11 protein-coding genes are annotated in these 20,769 nt (G+C 40.2%); 2 read left to right on the top strand and 9 right to left on the bottom strand.

What is annotated here, in order from left to right:
• Window position 1: 1 nt before the first annotated feature.
• The 3 genes from J7Q84_RS05840 to J7Q84_RS05830 form a co-directional block, all read right to left on the bottom strand.
• Window positions 2–871 (bottom strand): DegV family protein, encoded by an 870-nt coding sequence (locus tag J7Q84_RS05840; RefSeq protein WP_209093548.1) that lies wholly within the window; start codon window positions 869–871, stop codon window positions 2–4.
• Window positions 872–963: 92 nt separating this feature from the next.
• The gene (locus J7Q84_RS05835) at window positions 964–1,527 is read right to left on the bottom strand and encodes a mismatch-specific DNA-glycosylase (protein ID WP_209093546.1); all 564 of its coding nucleotides are present in this window, start codon (window positions 1,525–1,527) and stop codon (window positions 964–966) included.
• A gap of 32 nt (window positions 1,528–1,559) precedes the next feature.
• The gene (locus J7Q84_RS05830; protein ID WP_209093544.1) at window positions 1,560–2,192 is read right to left on the bottom strand and encodes a peptidoglycan recognition protein family protein; all 633 of its coding nucleotides are present in this window, start codon (window positions 2,190–2,192) and stop codon (window positions 1,560–1,562) included.
• 178 nt (window positions 2,193–2,370) lie between these two features.
• Here J7Q84_RS05830 and J7Q84_RS05825 point away from each other — a divergent pair, with 178 nt between their 5' ends.
• On the top strand, window positions 2,371–2,691 hold the full coding sequence (locus tag J7Q84_RS05825) for a hypothetical protein (protein ID WP_209093543.1): 321 nt from the start codon (window positions 2,371–2,373) through the stop codon (window positions 2,689–2,691).
• A gap of 45 nt (window positions 2,692–2,736) precedes the next feature.
• Here the strand turns inward: J7Q84_RS05825 and J7Q84_RS05820 are convergent, their stop codons facing one another.
• Together J7Q84_RS05820 and J7Q84_RS05815 are read right to left on the bottom strand one after the other, a co-directional pair.
• On the bottom strand, window positions 2,737–4,671 hold the full coding sequence (locus J7Q84_RS05820) for an endonuclease MutS2 (RefSeq protein ID WP_209093541.1): 1,935 nt from the start codon (window positions 4,669–4,671) through the stop codon (window positions 2,737–2,739).
• 416 nt (window positions 4,672–5,087) lie between these two features.
• Entirely contained in the window at window positions 5,088–5,297 is a 210-nt protein-coding gene (locus J7Q84_RS05815; protein WP_209093539.1) for a hypothetical protein, read from the bottom strand.
• A 133-nt stretch (window positions 5,298–5,430) separates the two neighbouring features.
• Between J7Q84_RS05815 and J7Q84_RS05810 the strand changes: the two genes are divergently transcribed.
• Complete coding sequence (locus tag J7Q84_RS05810) at window positions 5,431–5,676, top strand: DNA alkylation repair protein (protein ID WP_209093537.1); 246 nt, start codon at window positions 5,431–5,433, stop codon at window positions 5,674–5,676.
• A 188-nt stretch (window positions 5,677–5,864) separates the two neighbouring features.
• On the opposite strand, the gene J7Q84_RS05805 is transcribed toward J7Q84_RS05810, so the two are convergent.
• From J7Q84_RS05805 to J7Q84_RS05790, 4 genes are all read right to left on the bottom strand, one after another.
• Window positions 5,865–6,713 (bottom strand): dockerin type I domain-containing protein, encoded by an 849-nt coding sequence (locus J7Q84_RS05805; protein ID WP_209093536.1) that lies wholly within the window; start codon window positions 6,711–6,713, stop codon window positions 5,865–5,867.
• 300 nt (window positions 6,714–7,013) lie between these two features.
• The gene (locus tag J7Q84_RS05800) at window positions 7,014–11,150 is read right to left on the bottom strand and encodes a S8 family serine peptidase (protein WP_209093534.1); all 4,137 of its coding nucleotides are present in this window, start codon (window positions 11,148–11,150) and stop codon (window positions 7,014–7,016) included.
• A gap of 328 nt (window positions 11,151–11,478) precedes the next feature.
• Window positions 11,479–15,687: a S8 family serine peptidase gene (locus J7Q84_RS05795; RefSeq protein ID WP_209093532.1), complete on the bottom strand. Its 4,209-nt coding sequence runs from the start codon at window positions 15,685–15,687 to the stop codon at window positions 11,479–11,481.
• Between the two features lie 371 nt (window positions 15,688–16,058).
• Window positions 16,059–20,276, bottom strand: a complete 4,218-nt coding sequence (locus J7Q84_RS05790; protein WP_209093531.1) for a S8 family serine peptidase — start codon at window positions 20,274–20,276, stop codon at window positions 16,059–16,061.
• Between the last annotated feature and the right edge of the window lie 493 nt (window positions 20,277–20,769).

Here is a 20,769-nt window from a genome sequence, read left to right as displayed (position 1 = left end):
ATTACAGATTTTTTGTGTCATTTTGAAAAAACATTGCCAATGTTCCCGGCCCTGCATGTGCCCCCACTGCGGCTCCAATGGAGTTGATCACAAATGTTTGACAACCAAATGTCTCTGTAATCATTTCTTTTAATGCATAGGCACTTTCTAGATCATTTCCATGCGAAATGCCGATTGTTTGATTTTCTAAGTCCTCGCTTCGTTCCCCCATTAATGCCACCATCCTCTGCAGCACTTTTTTGCGGCCTCGAAGTTTTTCAATCGGTATTAGCTTCCCATCTTCTACATGTAAAATTGGTTTTATGTTCAATAAGCCACCTATAAACCCAGCTACTTTGCTGACTCTGCCTCCTCGAACAAGATATTGTAAATCACCTACTGTAAAAATGTGCTCCATTTGGTTAGCATACAAAACTGTATCGTTCATAATTTCTTTTTTCGAAATGCCTTTTCCCGCCATTTCTGCTGCCTTCAGCACCACCAAACCTTGGCCAATAGACGCACACTTTGTATTAACTACATCGATATCTGCTTCTGGATACACTTCTTTTATCTCGTCGGTAATTAAAACCGCAGATTGATACGTTCCTGATAATTCGGAAGAAAACGCTAAGTACATGCAAGGGATTTGTTTTTGTGCATAAGCAGCCAATGTAGTATGTATCGATTCATAGGCAGGTAGAGAGGTTTTATATACCGTTCCCTCTTGCATATGACGAAACAGTTCATCAGGTTGTAAGGTGACTCCATCCAAATACTCTTCCTCTGTTGCTGTATCGTATACACAGAGAGGAATCACATCAATATCATATTTTTGCAGCAAATCTTTCGGTAAATCTGCTGCACTATCTGTAATTATTTTTACCTTCATTGCCTTTCACTCCTTATTATAAAATCCTGTACGCTCATCATAGCTGTATTTTACATCATAAAAAAACTATGTTGTGAAAGCAAATAAGGAGCTTATGGTAAAAGCCATCCTTTTTCTTTTATAAACTCAGCAAGCGTGTTGAACAAGCCAATACGTTCTTCTCTTGTAAAATGTGCATTGGCCCCGCTTGTAGAAGGAATAACAAAGACAAAGCAGCCTTCCCAAGATTCAGTTCCAAAATAATAGCCAGGCTGTAATCCAGGTGTTACCGTTTCTTTTAATTGATTAACAGCATACCGAAACGCCGTAACTCCATTAAAACAGACGAGCTTCGGCCGATAGGTTTGCACTAGCCGTTCAAAGTCCTTCGCTCCGTTTATAAAATCTGCTTTTGATAAATCACTAGACGAACGTGTTGGACGTGCTACTAAATCTGTAATGCCATATCCAAATTTCAAAAGCAAGTCTGTTTCCTCCGGCTTTAACTGATAGGGTGTAAGACCTCCTTCATGCAATCCGCGCCAAAATAAATTAGCTGGATTGGCGTAGTGATATCCTTTTGAAGCAGATATTCTTCCGGGATTAATGCCGCAAAACAAAATGACAAGCCCATGCTTAATATAAGTAGGTAACCACTTTCTTTCAAAGTCCTCCATGCTTCCTCCTCCCTTCTGTAATAAGTAATTATCTAAAATAGACGAAGGCAGTTATCGTATTCTTGGACCACATCATGAAGCAGCTGATTGTAGCTTTTCCCTATCTTTCGCAAACCGTTTTTCGGATCAATTTTTCGTCCTGAATCTAATATATGGTGTCCCACAATAGAAACATGAGGATCTAAATGATACCGATAACATAAATAAGCCAGTGTCCATACATAACGTTTGTATGCTTCTTCATCATTTCCGTTTGGTTTAATGCTTAATTCCACTCCAATCGCAGAATAATTGGCATCTTCGCCATATATGTTATTATCGTACGGCTGATTTTCTCTGACCTGCCAGGCAATCTCCGGGTTTTCTACTATCGATGGTATGCATTCTACAATGTCTGTATCATCTACAAAAATATGAGCCGAGGCTTTGACTCGGTTGACAGTTCGTTGTTGATACCAAGCATTGTGTCTCGCTCCAAGATCATTACCGGTATCATGCGCTACGATAAATATAACCTTTTTCATTGGGATACCGGGTCTCCTTTCACTCGGTGATGTAAAGTGCCGTTTTATAACCGGATATTTCATGTCAAACGAAAACATGGCATGCGACACGTTTGGAAACAGAAGAGCCAATATGACCGAAAAAATCATGATTTTCTTCATGTTATCCTCACTTTCACATTTTTTCTTATCGTTTGCTATTTTTCCCACTATCATGTTGGTGTATAAGGGAATAAAAACCGAAAAAAAATCCCCTTTTTTACCAAATCCAAGACTGACTGTTTGTGTTCATCAGCAGAATCGTTATAATAAAGATAGCATACATAAAGGAGCAGTAAAAATGGCGAAAATTCGTGTATATCAACCAAAAGAAGAGCATGTAGAAGAAGTGAAGCAGATTATTGACGCAGAAGAGCAAAATCCGTCAACTGAACAAATCCAAACCTTATATATCTCAGTGTTAGCTACAGAGGATATGGAAATTCCTGACGCATTTACAGAAGAAGATATTTTAATCGATTCTGTAGAAGGTATGGTTAATGCATCTAGTAACAAGATTAGAAACTTAGGTCCTTACGATATCATTGAAGTGATTAATAAAGGAAAAAGAAAGCAAATCTTGTTATTAGCTGATGATGAGTATGAGATTATTGAAGACTAGCATTAAACAGGGTTAGGGCATATATGCCCTAACCCTGTTTTCTCCCTATTCCTCTTCTCTCTCTATCATTACTCCATCCACATGCTTTTTTTCCATCACTCGGCTTTTCTTCCGATTTTCTTTCGAATCAAAAATAATATTAAAATCATAGTCTTCTGGATACAATTCTGCGGCAGAGATATACAATTTTAAACGTTTATGATTATATGAAACTTTTTCATCTTTGACTTGAACTATATAGGTTCCGAGCGAATCCGGTCCTTTGTAAACAATGCCAAATTCACCGGTATTTATAATTTGTACATTATCTCCTTGAGAAAAATGAGCTGTTTTTTCTATCCGTTCTTTTTCTGCTTTGCGGTTTCGGTTGACATATTTATTAGTGGCAAGTTGTTTTTCCAATTCCCGTTTTGAAAATCCATCACACGCTTCTAGCGGATAGGCTTTTTGTTCTTTATATGTGATTGCATGTGCCCTTTGGATAATGGCTGGGTGCATGCCGAGACGAAGTGCAATAGCGAATGCTTGACTTTCTCCTCCTTTTCCAATTAACAACCGGTATGTTGGTTTTAATGTTGTGACATCGAACTCCATAGACCCATTTATAAAACCTTCCTGCCGATCTGAAAAATCTTTAATTTCACTGTAGTGAGTTGTAGCCAAGAGCGTAGCTCCTTTGTTATACAGCTCTTGTAAAATTGCTGTGGCTAATCCCATCCCCTCTCCCGGATCTGTGCCAGAGCCCAGTTCATCCAGCAACACAAGAGAGCGGTCATTTGTTTCTTTTAAAATTTCAATAACATTAGTAATCCTGGAGCTAAACGTGCTTAGATTTTGTTCGATACTTTGCCCATCCCCGATATCGACTAAAATATGCTGAAAAATGCTGATATGGCTGTTTTCCGCAACAGGGACATGCAAGCCGGACTGCGCCATAAGAGTAAGAAGTCCCACTGTCTTAATTGTCACTGTCTTTCCCCCTGTATTCGGACCAGTAATAACTAAAGCATGATAGCCATCACCAAGCTCAACGGTAAGCGGAACGGCTTTCGCTCCTAATAAAGGGTGGCGAGCTTCTATTAATGAAATAAAGTGATTTTCATTTACTTCTACACTGCGTCCGCCGATAGCAAGGCTGTATTTTGCTTTTGCAAACAGCACATCGTAATGCACCATGGTTTCTACTGCCATTCGAATTTGTGCTTCATGAGCCTCTACTAATCCTGTAAGATAGGTTAACACACGCTGCACTTCCATCTCTTCTTCTACGCGAAGCATAATTACCTGTTCCTGTGCCCGCGCAATCTCTTCCGGTTCTAGGTACAGAGTTGACCCGGAAGAGGATATGTCTAAGATTGCTCCTTTTATTTTTCCTTTATGCTCCTTCTTTATTGGAATCACATATCGGCCATCACGTTGACTGACAATTGCTTCTTGTAAAAATGATTTATATTTATTTGCTTTAATCATTTGCGTAATTTTTTCTTTCAACCGTTCTTCCTGTATCGTGATTTGCTTTCGCACCTTTGCTAAAGCTTTGCTGGCGTAATCATCCACTACACCGTTTCGAATACAGCGGTAAATTTCCTCTCCTAGCTGAGGGAGATCTTCAATGACATGCACATACGACGAGACACGTGGAGCCAAAAACTCTTTGTCAGCCATATATCGTTTTAATTTACGGCAACACTCTAAAAAATCATACAGTCCGGCAAGCTGATCCGGCTGCAAAATGACTGCTTTATTCAGATGACCTAACAGCTGCGTCATGCCGTGCAAGCCATGGATTGGAACGCTCGAGCTTTTTACTAAAATGTGTTTAGCTTCTGTTACTTCATCGAGCAAGGACTGAATTTGTTTTTTATAAGTCAATGGCGCTATTGCTTTGACCTGTTCTTTCCCAGCATCTGTCAATGCATATTGAGCTAACTCCTCTTTAATACGTGTAAAATCAAGTACGGTAAAGGTTTGAGAATTCAATGGTAATGCCTCCTTTTAATAAATAAAAAACCGCAATGAACATAAGTTCATTGCGGTCGAAGATGAGAAAATATCTATACTTGTGCCCAGCTGCGGCTCCATGTATCACAGAAACGCAAAAAAGCCGTGCAACAGAGCATAGCTTAGGTAGGTACAAATCTTCTGTATGCTATGATCATATGGTTCTTAACATTCGATTGCATAAGGCATACTTAAATAAGCTTTCTCACTATTCCTTTTTTGAGAACAGCAGCCTTCGAATCGACCGTATGCAATTACGGATTAGTTAAGAACGACACCTAACATAGACATTTTCTCCTTTACAATACATTACTAACAGTAATATTTCTTACTATGAAAAAGGTTACATTTTTAAACTAAACTTTTTTCCTCATTTTGTCAACTGAAGTTTAAAACTATCCAGCAATAAAATAAGCCGAATCTCCTCCGTTATACTTTGAGAAATTCGGCTTATGTTTGCGTACTTGTTTTCGTGTTGCTTCGGCTTTTGTTGGAGTTGTTCTAGTTACAGGCTTAATCCCGTTCCAATCCCCTCTGTTACACTTTGGATTCAGTTTGCCTTCCCGTTCAAGTTTTTTCCGGTGTCGCTTTGCTTTGCTCGCCATAGAAATTCCTCCTATTATCAATGGTATTCTCTATATTATACACATGTAAATACAAGAAGACACCTAGATTTTACATATCTATATGCATAACTGCGGCGAAAAATATTCATGCTAAATACTGGAGGTGTTAAAGATGGAGCCAATGCTTTGTCCGAGCTGCAAAACAAACCGCACGCGATTTAATATGATTGAACAAAAAGTAAAAGCAGTAAAATTAAATCCACAAACTGGCAGTGTTGTCGAGGAGTTTGCAGAGGAAAATGCTGGACCGTTTCATATGGCATATCAAGGCCCTGCTTATAGAGTGCAGTGTGCCGCATGCGGATTAATCGAAAATCAAGAAACATTTGTGAAGCATGCACAGCATCACTCTCTATAAAATTAGGAAAGCAGAAGGTGGAGACCTCCTGCTTTCCTGCTTGCAAGTATAGGATAAGGTAATTATCGCTGTTTTTCTCATGTGTTTCCAATCTATAATACATTATAGAAACTGCATGCCCCCCAACAATCTTAAACAGAAAGTGAGTCCTTAGAATATTTCATTCTAAGGACTCACTTTTAAAAAACTTAATTTTTAGGTTCTAGTCCTAACTCATGTAAGAAGGCAGCTAAACCTTTGTTATTGATTGTTTCTTTAGGCTGTTTTGTGCTCTTCGCATCAGGGCCAACGCGCAAGAAGTTCTTCTCTACAAAACGGATGTCCGCTTCATATACCGTGCCGTCTCGGTTGATGTCTTCTTGTACTATAGTTTCAGAGCTTGTTCCGTATGCCTCTGCGATCAATTGCACATCTCGGATATCGATTACTTTATCCTTGTTCACATCACCTGCATAAACAGTACTGAAGCTAAAATTGTAAGATTGTCCATACCATTCGCCACCTATTTGTTTACCGAGGTTAGCTGTGATTGCGCTTGTTAAATGACCTGGCACTTTCACATACAATGTATACGCTTCGCCGGAAGCAGGAACTCCCATAATGTTGTACGAGCCGTTTGCGCTAATTGTACCTTTGTGAACCTTGCCATCTGCCGCCTTTGCATATATTTTGGCACCAATAGCAGAAAAATCAATCTTCGTATTTATAGCTCCGTTTTCTTTCAAAAAGCCTTGTGGTTTAATGTTTCCTGTTATCTTTGAGTGAGTGGAAATCAACTTAAATGTTTTACCAACAAAGAAATATGGAATGCTGACTGGCTTTTCTTGTCCTGCCTGCATATAAGAGAACGTAACACCTGTTATGGCTGCAGCACCGTCGTAAAATTCATCTCCTATTAACTTAAAGGATACATCCAAGAACGGCATATCTCCGTCCATTCCTGCAAAGTTACTTCCCTCAAGAGATGCTCCTACTTTTACTGTGTTCTTAGTCGCTCCTTCAGTAATCGCAGCTTCTTTTAGGTTATAAGAAAGCATTCCATGTTCAGAGAAATTAACCTACCGTAAGGAAAGCTATCTTGTTCCATTTGATATTTTTTAAAAATTATATATATATTTAGAATAAAATAAATTAATTATATAATTAAATTTACAAAACGAAAAATAGACATTATTTATACAAATATAAGTACAACTTATATAACAGACGATAGTATCTACCTGTATCTCTATTCGCAAATTATCCAATTCACCAAGACGCATACGGTGTGTAAAAAAGACTAGCTGAACAAGTGCTTTTTAGCACCCGTTCAGCTAGTCTAAATATACCTATATCCCTTATTCCACGCCTAACTCACGTAAAATGGATTCCAAGGTATGTCCTTTATACTTTTTCTTTGCCTCTGGAGAAACACCTGGTTGTAAAAACTCTAACGTTGAATTTTCCTTCAAGTAGTTTGTTTGTACAAATCTAATATCCTTCCCATTTACGATACCATCGAAATTGATATCTGCCGCACGGTCACTCGTTCCCCACTTCTCTTGAATAGCCAGTGCGTCCATCACATCAATGACATTATCTTTGTTTACATCTCCAGCAATAAGATAAGCGTCTCTCAATAATGCATATTTACCGCTTAACATATCGCCTACTTTTGTTGCTGCATCGACTGTATCATAGTAAGTGAAGTGTCCTGGCACATCAATGGATACTGTGTATTGTTTTTCTGTTAGCGGTACATTTGTAAACCTGTACTTGCTGTAGCGATCTAAATTTTGTTCAAGTATCGTTCCTTGTGCATTTGTCAGCTTCACTTTCGCTCCAACTGTGGAATAGTCCAATGCGGAATTCCATGCATTTGTTTCAGTAAGCAGACCTTGGGAAACAACGTACCCATCTACGTTAGATGTAGTTGGATAAACCTTAATTTTATTGAAGAAAGGCTGTGCAAATTTCCACTTCCCTGCTGTATCTGTGAGGAGTGTATTAAATGTCAGGAAGCCTGCTTGCTCCATCCATGTTTCACCTTTTACTTTTACATATACATCAATCATCGGAATGTCACCCGTTACTTCTTTCGTTCCATCCATAGTTAATGTATACGTTTCATCGAAATAAGAGCCTACCGGCTTTGAAACATGTTGCATATTTACTGAGCCGTACGCAGAGATTTCAGAACGCACCTTCACATCTACAATCTCCACTTGTTTAGGGTCAATTTTCATTGTAAATTTTGCTTCCTTCAGATCCTTCAGGTTTTGGGCAGTTAAGGAATACTTCATCGTTTCCCCTGGTCTCACTGCTTCTTTGTCCATTTCTCCCGTTATATAAGATGTACCCTCTTTCAGGAAGTATACAGTTGTACGTTTCTTCCTGTTTGTCGCTCCATCAAGACCATCAATATGTGCAGTAATTACCTCTTTACGATTGTCGAGCGGAAGATTCCACTCCAAATGACCATTCTTATCTACTTGCTTGATAGTGTCAGGGTAACCACTAAATCCTGAATAAGTGAACGCAACTGTATTTATGGATTGATCCACATCGGCACCAAGAGCTTGCATTTCTGCCACTTCGTTATCGATAACCGTAGCTGTAATTGGATAGGATGTTTGATCCGCAGGGTATTCGATTACTGTTTTTCCATCCACATTAGTTTCGAACTCCGGTTTTGTGTTATCCACAAAGAAATCCTGTTCAATGGTGAATGTTTTTCCGCTGTCATTTGTGCCGATTAATTTTAATTTGTAATGCCCTTGCTGCGCAAACACAACTTTATCTGAGATTGGCTGATTTTTATTCCCTGTAAATGGTAAGTACGATCCAGAATAGTTTAGCCAGCCATAGGCAACATTTTCATTGACTGCCATACCATCAATCCAGCCAATATACCCAAGTTCCTCCCCCGTTTTTCCATCCACCAACACCGCATCAATAGTTTTCATATGAGACTTTACGCTGAAACCAAAATACAAGTATGGTGAAAATATTGGATTTCCGTCATTTGGGTTGGTCGACATGGAAGGATTGGCAAAAAACAAATCTCCCATTCCCTCTTCTACTACTCGTATCGCAAAAGGAACCTGATAGGTTTCATTCGGGTTGGATTTATTTGTATACACAACATAGCCTTCATATGTTCCTTTTTCAGCCTTGCTTGGAACAAAGATAGATACTTGCGTTTGCTTTTGCTTGTTTCCTTTGATCTTAATCTGGGAATCCGTCATCACGCGAACGCCGTTTTGCTTCGCATCCTTTGAGCCTCTCATCCCCGTTTGAAATTCTACGGCTACATCGAATGTTTTATCTTCTTGTCCGATATTAGAAAGAACAACCTTACGGCTCTCTAAAATATCTTTTCCTGTAACTCCAAAAGAACCGAAGCTGATAGCGCCCGTTTTTTCTTTTATTGTTGTTTCTTCACCGTTGGTTATTATTGGCGTTTCATCAATAACTTGAATTTTCATCTCAGAGTGAATTGCTTCATACGGATCAATCCGACCTGCACCCACTTCAAATACACTGTACGGCTGCTTCAATGGATCAGCTGTATTCATGAGGATGGACTTTACATCTTCTGGCTGCAAGTCTGGATTTGCTTCCAAGAGTAATGCCGCAACGCCCGCTGCGTATGGAGATGCCATAGATGTACCAGACAGTCTTTGATAAGCATATTGATAGTTGCTTTGATCCACTTTATTGTTTATATAAGACGGTACCGTTGACATAATGGACACACCAGGTGCCACAATCTCAGGCTTAATATCATAATTAACACGGGAAGGGCCGCGGGAGCTGAAGTCTGCTAATGCGTCTCCTTCTGTGCTCGCTTTGTCCATTTCTGTAAAGGTGAAGGTGACATTTCCTGCTTGTACTTTTTCTAACAAGGCTACTCCTTCTGCATTAGATAATGAAAAGGTCGGGATAAAGGTTGTACCTTCTCCAAGATAATATGGAATAAACCCTTCTTCCACATTGTTGTTATACATCAGGATACCAGCAGCCCCTTTTTGCTGCGCATATTTCACCTTATCCTGTAGTGTAATCTCACCTCGAGCAACAAGCACAAATTTCCCTTTTACATCTTTCCCAGAATAATTAGTCGACTTTCCAATTCCTACATCCACGATAGAAAACGTTTGTCCGGTTAATCCTGGTATGTTGTCTGAATATGCTTTTGCCATTAAACGTACATGGGCAGGTACTGATTGTCCACTTGCTTGCATCGATACTGTAAATGTTTCCATCTCAATTGGCACATCACTTGCCCCAACTGTCAATGGTAACGCGGCTGCACCAGGTGAACCTAACGTATACATACCGTTTCCAGAGTTACCAGCCGCTATAACCATAGTGACGCCGTTTAATACAGCATAGTTAACCGCCATACTTGTTGGATAAAGCGGATCATTGATACTAGCTCCTAATGATAGGTTGATAACATCCATCCCATCGGCAACAGCTCTATCAATTGCAGCCATGATCGCTTCTGTCGTTCCTGAGCCGTAGGGACCAAGAACGCGATAGGCATACAGGTCCGCATCAGGCGCTACTCCAGTCGTCGTATACTCACTATCACTTACACCTTGTCCTGCAATAATACCCGCTACATGCGTTCCGTGTTCTGTATAATATGCCGAACCATTCGATGAAAATTCTGGTTTTTTAGAGTTTTTCCAATCCGTATACGTCGTTTCCATCGGATCCGCATCGTTATCTACAAAATCATACCCGCCTTTATAAGCATCCTTTAAATCAGGATGCTTGTAGTCGATTCCCGTATCGATAACGCCTACTTTTATCCCTTTTCCTGTAACCCCTTCTTGGTGTAATTTATCAACACCAAGATATGAATTACTGCTTGTCATTCTCGTTGCAGATGTAGTTTGTTTTGTTTCCGTTTCCTGTACCGGCAAATCCAATTGTACTTCGCTGTTGCTCCAAACAGCTTTAACTGCATCAGAAGATAGCAGACTCTTTACTTTGTTTGCCGGGAGCGTCATGGATACCCCATTAAAGGCATTCTTATATGTATGTGTAATTTTATAAGATGCTTTCTTTTCTTGGATTTCCTTTTTAAAAATCGTTTTCAAGTCTTGCTGAAAGGTTGCTTGGTCGCCGTCTCGTAAACTTCTTGCTTTTGCTGCAGATAAGTCCTTACCTTCAAGCGCAGCTTCTAACTGAGCTACTTTCTCAGGTTTCTGTTTGAATTCGACAATGACAGAAATCTCTTCATCGCCTTCTAAGTTCACACCTGGATCCAGTTTCAGACCTGAGCTTTCATTTAGCTGCATATTCTTCAAAGCCGATCGTTGTTCCTGTGTCAGCTTAGATAAAATATCTTGTGACTGTACCTTCGTTTCTGCTTTTGCGATAGATTGGTAATGCAACGGCGCAACTGCCCCTAAAAATACGCCTAGACTCAATGCGGCATTAACAGCTACTTTCCGTTTGTTTGTTCCATGTTGCCTCATAAAATAGTTACTCTCCCTCCTAAAATTAAACTAAAAATATTCCCTATTCTAAAATTTCTATATATTCAGAATAGAGATACAAACAATATTATATAGTTAATTATATTAAAAAGAGAAATAGGTTCTGTTTATATATATATAAGCAACTCATATAGAGTAAGAGCTAGCTATGTCCGGTCTTAGGTTCCATTTAAAAAGAAAATTTTATCAACTCTTGCCATTCCTGTTCCAATGAAAAGTTTCTCCCTACCTAGCCTTCTATCTCACGTCTTCATATATGGGATATCCAAAATAAAAATGAGATGCCCCGTAGGACATCTCATTTCTATTATTTCTTCGGTGCTAGACCAATTAAGTTTAAGAAGTATGCTAATCCTTTTTTACCGATTGTTTCTTGTGGCTCTTGTATGCTTAACGCATCAGGACCTTTTGCTAAGAAGTTTTTCTCGATATAGCGAACATCTGCCTCATTCACTACACCGTCTTGATTAATGTCTTGCTTAACAATGGATGCATCTTGAGTACCATATGCCTCAACAACACTTTTCACATCTCGAATATCGATTAATCTATCTTCATTCACATCACCAGCAAGACCAAGGCTCTGAGTTCCCAAAGGTTTGTATAGACCATAATAAGAGCCTTGACGCAACACACCAGTATACACTTTACGATACGTTTTTAAATGTCCCGGTACATCTACAACAACTGTATATTGTTCACCAGTTGCCGGCACACCCAAAATCGTGAATGTTCCGTTGCTAGCAATAGTTCCTTTATATTTGTCGCCGCTTGGGGATAACGCGTATACCTTTGCTCCAATTTTAGAATAATCACGTGGTAATATTAACGTCATGCTTGATCCAGATTGTTTTGCAAATGCTTCTGGCAAAATCTTTCCATCTATTTTTGTATGCTTTGATACAAAATCAAAGGTAGCTGGGCCGTAATATGGAAGAGTCGTCTTCGTCGATGCGCCTGCTTTCGTATAAGTCGATGTTGTTACTTTAAAGTTGTTAAAGAAGGAATACCACTCATCCCCTGTCACTTTAAACGTAACATCTAGAAATGGCATATCTCCGTTCAGACCTGCAAATCCCTCTGCTTGTAACGAAGCTCCCACAGTTACATAAGACGAAAAACCAGATCCTTTGAATACAGGTTCATTCACTACTGTTTCTAATCCACTTTGCTTCGCATATTGTGCCGCCGCTTTATTTAATTTTACATTTTTGAAAGTGAATATCCCAGCATCATATTGTACATCATATGCTCCTGATACAAGATTTTTCACATTGTTAAGGCTTAGTGTCATCGTAACGGTATCTCCTAACCCTACCTCTTGCTTGTCATAGTTAGAAGTAAGATACTCCGTTCCTTCTTTCAAGAAAATATAGTGTCTGTAATCTGCATTCTTCGCTACGTCAGAAGCAGCAAAGTCTAAATAATATGGTCCGTTTGCGATATCAGATGGTTCTACACCGAAGTCTGCTTCTCCATTGGAATCTAACCCGAAAGCGCTTCCGTAGTATGCACGAAAACCCTCGCTATAATATAACTCGTTTTTACCTTGATTATAATCCAACCCTTTTGATTGCAGTATATTGATTGAGCTATCTGTTACTTTAGCGTGTGACCAAAACGCTTTATGGCCAAATTTTTCTGTATACATGGAATCGTTCAGTTCGTATACACCAGACTCTAACTCGAAATCCAATTCCGGTTTTGTGTTGTCTACAAGCAGGAACATGCCAGCAGAATATGATTTTCCTTCTGCATCATGCCCAATCATTTCCACCTGATACTCTCCTTCAGGAACTTGAATATATTCATTTCCGATTGGATGGGCAGGGTCATTGGTGAACGGAAGAACACTCCCAGTAAACCCAGCTGCGAGTTCCTGATCAGGTTTCATGTTCTCCGCATTGTAGGTTGTTATTAACCCAATCGCTTTTCCTGTTTCATTGTCTCTCAAGATGAGATCCAATGTTTTCATTGGGCTTTTTAGTTTGAGTGTAAACGGTACTATTGGAGTATAGTACTGCCAATATGGTGTGTTATTTGACACTGCTGATCTTACTGCTTTGATATACTCGATTCCTCGTTCAGTTACACGGATGGCAAATGGAATTTGGTACGTTTCGCTTGGATTACTTGCATTTGTCACATGAATGTACCCTTCATAACGACCTTCTGCCGCACTTTGAGGAACGGTAATCTTTGGCTGCATGCTTGCCGTTTTGCCGCCTGCAACTGTGATGCTGCTTGGCACGTCCAACTTGATCCCGTTTGCTACTGCATCTTTAATGCCTGTACGTTCGCCGTGGTACTCTACTTCTACGTTGAATGTTTTATCTTCTTCCCCGCGGTTTTTGATCACCATCTTGCGGCTGTCTTCAATTGAACCAGTTTCTAGCTTGTAATGACTACCAAAAGAAATCGAGCCTGTTTCATTTGGAATTTCTACAATTTTGTTGTTTTCTATGTTTTCTGTCGTATCCATCACTTTAATCGCGATATCTGTATGCACCGCATTATACGCATCAATACGTCCTGCACCTTGCTCGAATACGGAGTTATTGCCTTTTAAGTCTACTGACGTATTCATTAAAGCTGCTTTGACATCAAACGGAGTATAGCCTGGATGTGATTGCAGAATCAACGCTGCTACCCCTGCCACGTGAGGAGTCGCCATTGACGTTCCTTGCAGACGCGCGTACGCATTCGTGTAATCCACTCCCTCTTGCGGGCTATTAATAAATTCAGGAATCGTAGAGAAGATTGCTACCCCTGGTGCCACTACATCCGGTTTAATATCATAAGAGTTGCCTACAGGTCCGCGAGAGCTGAAGCTTGCCAGCGTATCGCCTTCTGTTTTTGTGCTTGCTAGAGTTCCAAATGTAAGAGATGCATGATCGCCTAATGCTTTTAAGCGCTCTCCGTCTGCTTTTGTTAAGCGGAACGAAGGGACCAACCCTACTGCTTCTCCTAGATAAGAAGGAATTTCCCCATCTACATTGTTATAAACGATGACAGCTTTGGCACCTGCTTTTGCTGCACTTTTGACTTTATCAACAAATGGAATTTCTCCGCGTTGGATTAAAGCGATTTTGCCAGTCAAGTCTTTACCTGTAACGTCTTCTGGTTTTCCAAGTCCTACAAATTCAACAGGAAGAGATTGGTTTTGTAAATTTTCCAATTTATCGGAAAAACTTTTGCCTAACAGCTTCACGTTTTCAAAGGTTTGGTCTCCTACCGTCATGGAAGTAAAGGTCGGAATGTCCATCGCAAAATCACTTGCGCCAACCGTAATAGCAAGGGCAGATGCTCCAGGTGAACCCAGTGTTTGTTCGTTTGGTCCGCTGTTTCCTGCCGCTACAACTGCTACTACACCAGAGAGCATTGCGTTGTTAATCGCTACAGATGTTACGTCTAGCGGATCATTTACGGAACTACCTAATGACAGGTTGATTACATCCATACCGTCTGCCACTGCTTTATCGATACCAGCAAGAACTCCTGAGTCCGCTCCAGATCCGTAAGGGCCAAGGACACGATAGCCGTACAAGTCTACATCAGGGGCTACCCCTTTTACCGCATAGTCTACAGTATTTTTTTGTTCTCCCGCGATGGTACCGGATACGTGTGTACCATGCTCTGTGTAATATGCAGAACCCGAGGATGAAACTTCAAGCTTTCCAGAAGCTTGCCAGTCTTTGTATGTCGTTTCCATTGGATCTGCATCGTTATCGATAAAGTCCCAGCCCTTTACCATGTCAGGCTCTACTGCTTTCGGGTCGCCGAAGCTAGCGCGGAATCCTTGATACGCATATTTTAAATCAGGATGGTTGTAGTCAATCCCTGTATCTAACACGCCGACTTTAATGCCTTTTCCTGTTACCTTTTCTGCATGAAGCTTGTCCACTCCGATTTGCGGGATGCTGTCCATCATTTTGGATTCGGAAGCGGATTGTGTTGCTGCCGGAAGGTCAAGTTGGATCACATCGTCCTTCCATACACGTTTCACTACGCCAGTTTCCAATAAACTTTCAATTTCCGTTCCTGGAATCGCCATTGCTACACCGTTGAAAGCGGAACGATATTCTCTCGTAATCTTAGACTCTTGTAACTGCTTGCTTGCATCTCGCTTATTTTTTAAAGATTGGAAGCTTTGTTTAAACTCACTATGCGCTTCCTCTACTTTAGCAGCCGCAGCTTTCGTAGTCATACGCAACCCTTTTGCCGCTTGCTTCATCACTTCCACTTTTGCCGGAGCTTGATTGAACTCGACAATAACATTTACCAGTTCTGGACTACTTGTATCAATAGTAGGTGCAATCACAAGGCCTGGCTTTGCCTCTACTTGTTCTAATGCTTTTCGTTGTTCATCCGTCAATTTCATAAGTACTTGTTCAACGTTATCAGCAGATGATTTCTGATCTGATTTTGCCAACACGTTAAATGGTACAGAACCTGATGCCAGCATACCAGCTGTCAATGTACCAGCAAGAACGCGATTCAATGTTTTCTTTTGCATGCTAATCCCCCTCTGTTATATGTCCAAGCAGCTATAAGTAGTTGCGAGTCACCTAGTTTGCTAGTTGTGTTGTACATAGGCAAAGAGATTTTCCATATCTAGGATAAATATCCTGCCCCAACATGACCTTAGATGTTCCTTTCTAGTAGTTCAACTAATTTCTTTGGAATTTGATAAATGATGACTTGTTTATACAAAATTCGCTAAATTTCGAAAGGATTGAATTCATTATACAATTGATAATGCAATACGAATAATAGGCGTTGCTTATTATTGTATAAGCGAAACTTATATAAAAGACGATAATACTTTATGATCTTCGGAATACCGAAAATAAAAAAAGAGATGCCCCGTAGGACATCTCTTTTCTATTAATTCTTTGGCGTAAGACCAATTAAGTTTAAGAAGTATGCTAATCCTTTTTTACTGATTGTTTCTTGCGGTTCTTGTATGCTTAACGCATCAGGACCTTTTGCTAAGAAGTTTTTCTCGATATAGCGAACATCTGTCTCATTCACTACACCGTCTTGATTAATGTCTTGCTTAACAATAGTTGCATCTTGCGTACCATATGCCTCAACAACATTTTTCACATCTCGGATATCAATTAATCTATCTCCATTCACATCACCAGCAAGACCGAGGTTCTGAGTCCCTATGTTCATGAATCGACCGTAATATGAACCTTTATGAGCCACACCAGGAATAACGTTGAAATGCGTTTTTAAATGTCCCGGTACATCTACAACAACTGTATATTGTTCTCCAGTTGCCGGCACGCCTAAAATTATAAATGTTCCTTTGTTATCGATAGTTCCTTTATATTTCTCGCCGCTTGGAGATAACGCGTATACCTTTGCACCGATTTTAGTAAAATCATATGCTGATAAATTTAATCCCAAGCCTGCTAGATATTTTTTTGTAAATGCTTCCGGTAAAATCGCTCCCTGTATTTTCGTATGCTTAGTTACAAGATCAAAGGTAGCTGTACTGTAATATGGAAGAGTTGTTGCCTTCGATGCGCCTGCTTTCGTATAAGTCGATGTTGTCACTTTTACGTCAGCAGTTCCTAAATACCACTCATCTCCTGTTACCTTAAACGTAACATCTAGGAACGGCATATCTCCGTTCAAACCTGCAAATCCCTCTGCTTGTAACGAAGCTCCTAATGTTACAGAGGCAGTAGCACCAGCTCCTTTGAACACAGGTTCGTTCACCACTGTTTCTAATCCATTTTGCTTCGCATATTGTGCCGCAGCTTTATTTAATTTTACATTTTTAAACGTAAATAGATCAGAATTATACTGTATACCATATGCTCCTGACACAAGATTTTTCACATTGTTGAGGCTTAGTGTTACCTTAACGGTATCTCCTAATTTCACCTCTTTCTTGTCGTAGTTAGAAGTAAGGTACTCCGTTCCTTCTTTCACATAAATATACTTTTTGTAATTTACATTCAGCGCTACGTCAGAAGCAGCAAAGCTTAAATAATATGGTCCGTTTGCGATATCAGATGGTTCTACACCGAAGTCTGTTTCTCCATTGGAATCTAATGCCAAAGAGCTTCCATAGTAAGGACGAGAACCCTCGGCAAAATATAACTCGTTTTTGCCTTGATTATAATCCAACCCTTTTGATTGCAATACAGGAATTAAATCGTCTGTTACTTTAGCGTGTGACCAAAACGCTTTATGGCCAAATTTTTCTGTGTACATAGAATCGTTTAGTTCGTATACACCCGGCTTTACTTCCGTATCCATTTCTGGTTTTGTGTTGTCAATAAACAAAAGAGAGCCAGCAGAATATGATTTTCCTTCTGCATCATGTCCAATCGCTTCCAGCGTGTACTCACCTTCAGGAACTACCATCGAAGTATCTGAAATTGGATGTGCTGGGTCATTGGTGAATGGAAAAACATTCCCAGTAAAGGCACTTAAGACACCATACTCTATACCAGGTTTCGCATTCTCTACATTAAAGCTTTGCACGAATCCAATCGCTTTTCCTGTTTTATTGTCCCTCACGATGAGATCCAATGTTTTCATTGGGCTTTTTAATGTGAATAATGCCTTCAGCACTGGAGTATAGTACTGCCAATTTGCTGTGTAAGTTGCCATTGTCAATCTATTTGTTTTGAGTGACTGAATTCCTCGTTCAGTTACACGGATAGCAAATGGAATTTGGTATGTTTCGTTTGGATTACTTGCATTTGTCACATGGATATACCCTTCATAGCGACCTTCTGCCGCACTTTGAGGAACGGTAATCTTTGGCTGCATGCTTCCCGTTTTGCCGCCTGCAACTGTGATGCTGCTTGGTACGTCCAACTTGATACCATTCGCTACTGCATCTTTAATGCCTGTACGTTCACCGTGGTACTCTACTTCTACGTTGAATGTTTTATCTTCTTCTCCGCGGTTTTTGATGACCATCTTGCGGCTGTCTTCAATTGAACCAGTTACCGGCTTGTAATAACTTCCAAAAGAAATCGAACCGGTTTCATTTGGAATTTCTACGATTTGGTTGTTTTCTACATTTTCTGTCGTATCCATCACTTTAATAGCGATATCTGTATGCACCGCATTGTACGCATCGATACGTCCTGCACCTTGTTCAAATACGGAGTTATTGCCTTTTAGGTCTACTGACGTATTCATTAAAGCTGCTTTTACATCAAATGGAGTATAGCCTGGATGTGATTGCAAAATCAATGCCGCTACCCCTGCCACGTGAGGAGTCGCCATCGACGTTCCTTGCAGACGCGCGTACGCATTCGTGTAATCTACTCCCTCTTGCGGGCTGTTAATATATTCAGGAATCGTAGAGAAAATCGCTACCCCTGGTGCTACGACATCCGGTTTAATATCATACGTGGTGCCTACAGGACCGCGAGAGCTGAAGCTTGCCAGCGTATCGCCTTCTGTTTTTGTGCTTGCTAATGTTCCGAATGTAAGAGATGCATTATTGCCTAATGCTTTTAAGCGTTCGCCATCTGCTTTTGTTAAGCGGAACGAAGGAATCAGCCCTACTGCTTCTCCTAAATAAGAAGGAATTTCCCCATCTACATTGTTATAGACGATGACAGCTTTGGCACCGGCTTTTGCTGCATTTTTGATTTTATCAACAAATGTGATTTCACCACGTTGTATTAAAGCGATTTTGCCAGTCAAGTCTTTACCTGTAACGTCCTCTGGTTTTCCAAGTCCTACAAATTCAACAGGGAGAGATTGGTTTTGTAAATTTTCCAATTTATCGGAAAAGCTTTTGCCTAACAGCTTCACATTTTCAAAGGTTTGGTCTCCTGCCGTCATGGAAGTAAAGGTTGGAATGTCCATCGCAAAATCACTTGCGCCAACCGTAATACCAAGGGCAGCTGTGCCTGGAGAATGAAGTGTTTGTTCGTTTGGACCGTTGTTTCCTGCCGCCACAACTGCTACTACACCAGAGAGCATTGCGTTGTTAATCGCTACAGATGTCGGATCTAGCGGGTCATTTTCACCACCACCTAATGACAGGTTAATAACATCCATTCCGTCTGAAACGGCCTTATCGATACCTGCAAGAACACCTGAGGTAGCACCAGAACCATATGGACCAAGGACGCGATAGCCGTATAGGTCTACATCAGGGGCTACTCCTTTTACCGCGTAGTCCACAGTATTTTTTTGTTCTCCCGCAATCGTACCGGATACGTGTGTACCATGCTCTGTGTAATATGCAGAACCCGAGGATGAAACTTCAGGCTTTCCAGAAGCTTGCCAGTCTTTGTATGTCGTTTCCATTGGATCTGCATCGTTATCGATAAAGTCCCAGCCCTTTACCATATCAGGCTCTACTGCTTTCGGGTCGCCGAAGCTAGCGCGGAATCCTTGATACGCATATTTTAAATCAGGATGGTTGTAGTCAATTCCTGTATCTAATACGCCGACTTTAATGCCTTTTCCTGTTACCTTTTCTGCATGAAGCTTGTCCACTCCGATTTGAGGGATGCTGTCCATCATTTTGGATGCAGAAGCGGATTGTGTTGCTGCCGGAAGGTCAAGTTGAATTATATCGTCCTTCCATACACGTTTCACTACACCTGATTCCAATAAATTTTCAATTTCCGTTCCTGGAATCGCCATCGCTACACCGTTGAAAGCGGAACGATATTCTCTTGTAATCTTAGACTCTTGTAACTGTTTGCTTGCATCTCGCTTATTTTTTAAAGATTGGAAGCTTTGTTTAAACTCACTATGCGCTTCTTCTACTTTAGCAGCCGCAGCTTTCGTAGTCATACGCAACCCTTTTGCCGCTTGCTTCATCACTTCCACTTTTGCCGGAGCTTGATTGAACTCGACAATAACATTTACCAGTTCTGGACTACTTGTATCAATAGTAGGTGCAATCACAAGGCCTGGCTTTGCCTCTACTTGTTCTAATGCTTTTCGTTGTTCATCCGTCAATTTCATAAGTACTTGTTCAACGTTATCAGCAGATGATTTCTGATCTGATTTTGCCAACACGTTAAATGGTACAGAACCTGATGCCAGCATACCAGCTGTCAATGTACCAGCAAGAACGCGATTCAATGTTTTCTTTTGCATGCTAATCCCCCTCTGTTATATGTCCAAGCAGCTATAAGTAGTTGCGAGTCACCTAGTTTGCTAGTTGTGTTGTACATAGGCAAAGAGATTTTCCATATCTAGGATAAATATCCTGCCCCAACATGACCTTAGATGTTCCTTTCTAGTAGTTCAACTAATTTCTTCAAAAATCCGATAAAGGATGACTGATTTATACAATATTCGCTAAATTTTGAAAGGATTGAATTTAGTATACAATTGATGCTGAAATGCGAATAATAGGGGTTGCTTATAGTTCTATAATCTGCACTTATATAAGAAAGTGCATCATCTCTCCTATCCTAATCTGTTATGACTGTTATCACCTTTAAATTCAATATATTCAGAAATATAAAAAATCATTTTATACTTGAGTATAAACAAATCCTATATATGTACGCGTTGCATTCTCGACATATAAATTACCCCTACACTCCTACGTAAATGTTAATTAAACGGAGGTTCCTGTCGAAAA

The organism is Bacillus sp. 165 (assembly GCF_017742235.1).
In the GTDB taxonomy this organism is placed as follows: domain Bacteria; phylum Bacillota; class Bacilli; order Bacillales; family Bacillaceae_G; genus JAGHKQ01.
Note: the sequence above shows the minus strand (reverse complement) of the source record. Positions and strands in the feature narration are given on the sequence as shown.

Excerpts from the sequence above, each read along its gene's own strand:
- J7Q84_RS05805 (WP_209093536.1), bottom strand. The coding sequence starts at position 6,713 with ATGCTTTCTTATAACCTAAAAGAAGCTGCGATTACTGAAGGAGCGACT.
- J7Q84_RS05790 (WP_209093531.1), bottom strand. The coding sequence starts at position 20,276 with ATGCAAAAGAAAACATTGAATCGCGTTCTTGCTGGTACATTGACAGCT.
- J7Q84_RS05825 (WP_209093543.1), top strand. The coding sequence starts at position 2,371 with ATGGCGAAAATTCGTGTATATCAACCAAAAGAAGAGCATGTAGAAGAA.
- J7Q84_RS05830 (WP_209093544.1), bottom strand. The coding sequence starts at position 2,192 with ATGAAGAAAATCATGATTTTTTCGGTCATATTGGCTCTTCTGTTTCCA.
- J7Q84_RS05840 (WP_209093548.1), bottom strand. The coding sequence starts at position 871 with ATGAAGGTAAAAATAATTACAGATAGTGCAGCAGATTTACCGAAAGAT.
- J7Q84_RS05795 (WP_209093532.1), bottom strand. The coding sequence starts at position 15,687 with ATGCAAAAGAAAACATTGAATCGCGTTCTTGCTGGTACATTGACAGCT.
- J7Q84_RS05815 (WP_209093539.1), bottom strand. The coding sequence starts at position 5,297 with ATGGCGAGCAAAGCAAAGCGACACCGGAAAAAACTTGAACGGGAAGGC.
- J7Q84_RS05835 (WP_209093546.1), bottom strand. The coding sequence starts at position 1,527 with ATGGAGGACTTTGAAAGAAAGTGGTTACCTACTTATATTAAGCATGGG.
- J7Q84_RS05810 (WP_209093537.1), top strand. The coding sequence starts at position 5,431 with ATGGAGCCAATGCTTTGTCCGAGCTGCAAAACAAACCGCACGCGATTT.
- J7Q84_RS05800 (WP_209093534.1), bottom strand. The coding sequence starts at position 11,150 with ATGAGGCAACATGGAACAAACAAACGGAAAGTAGCTGTTAATGCCGCA.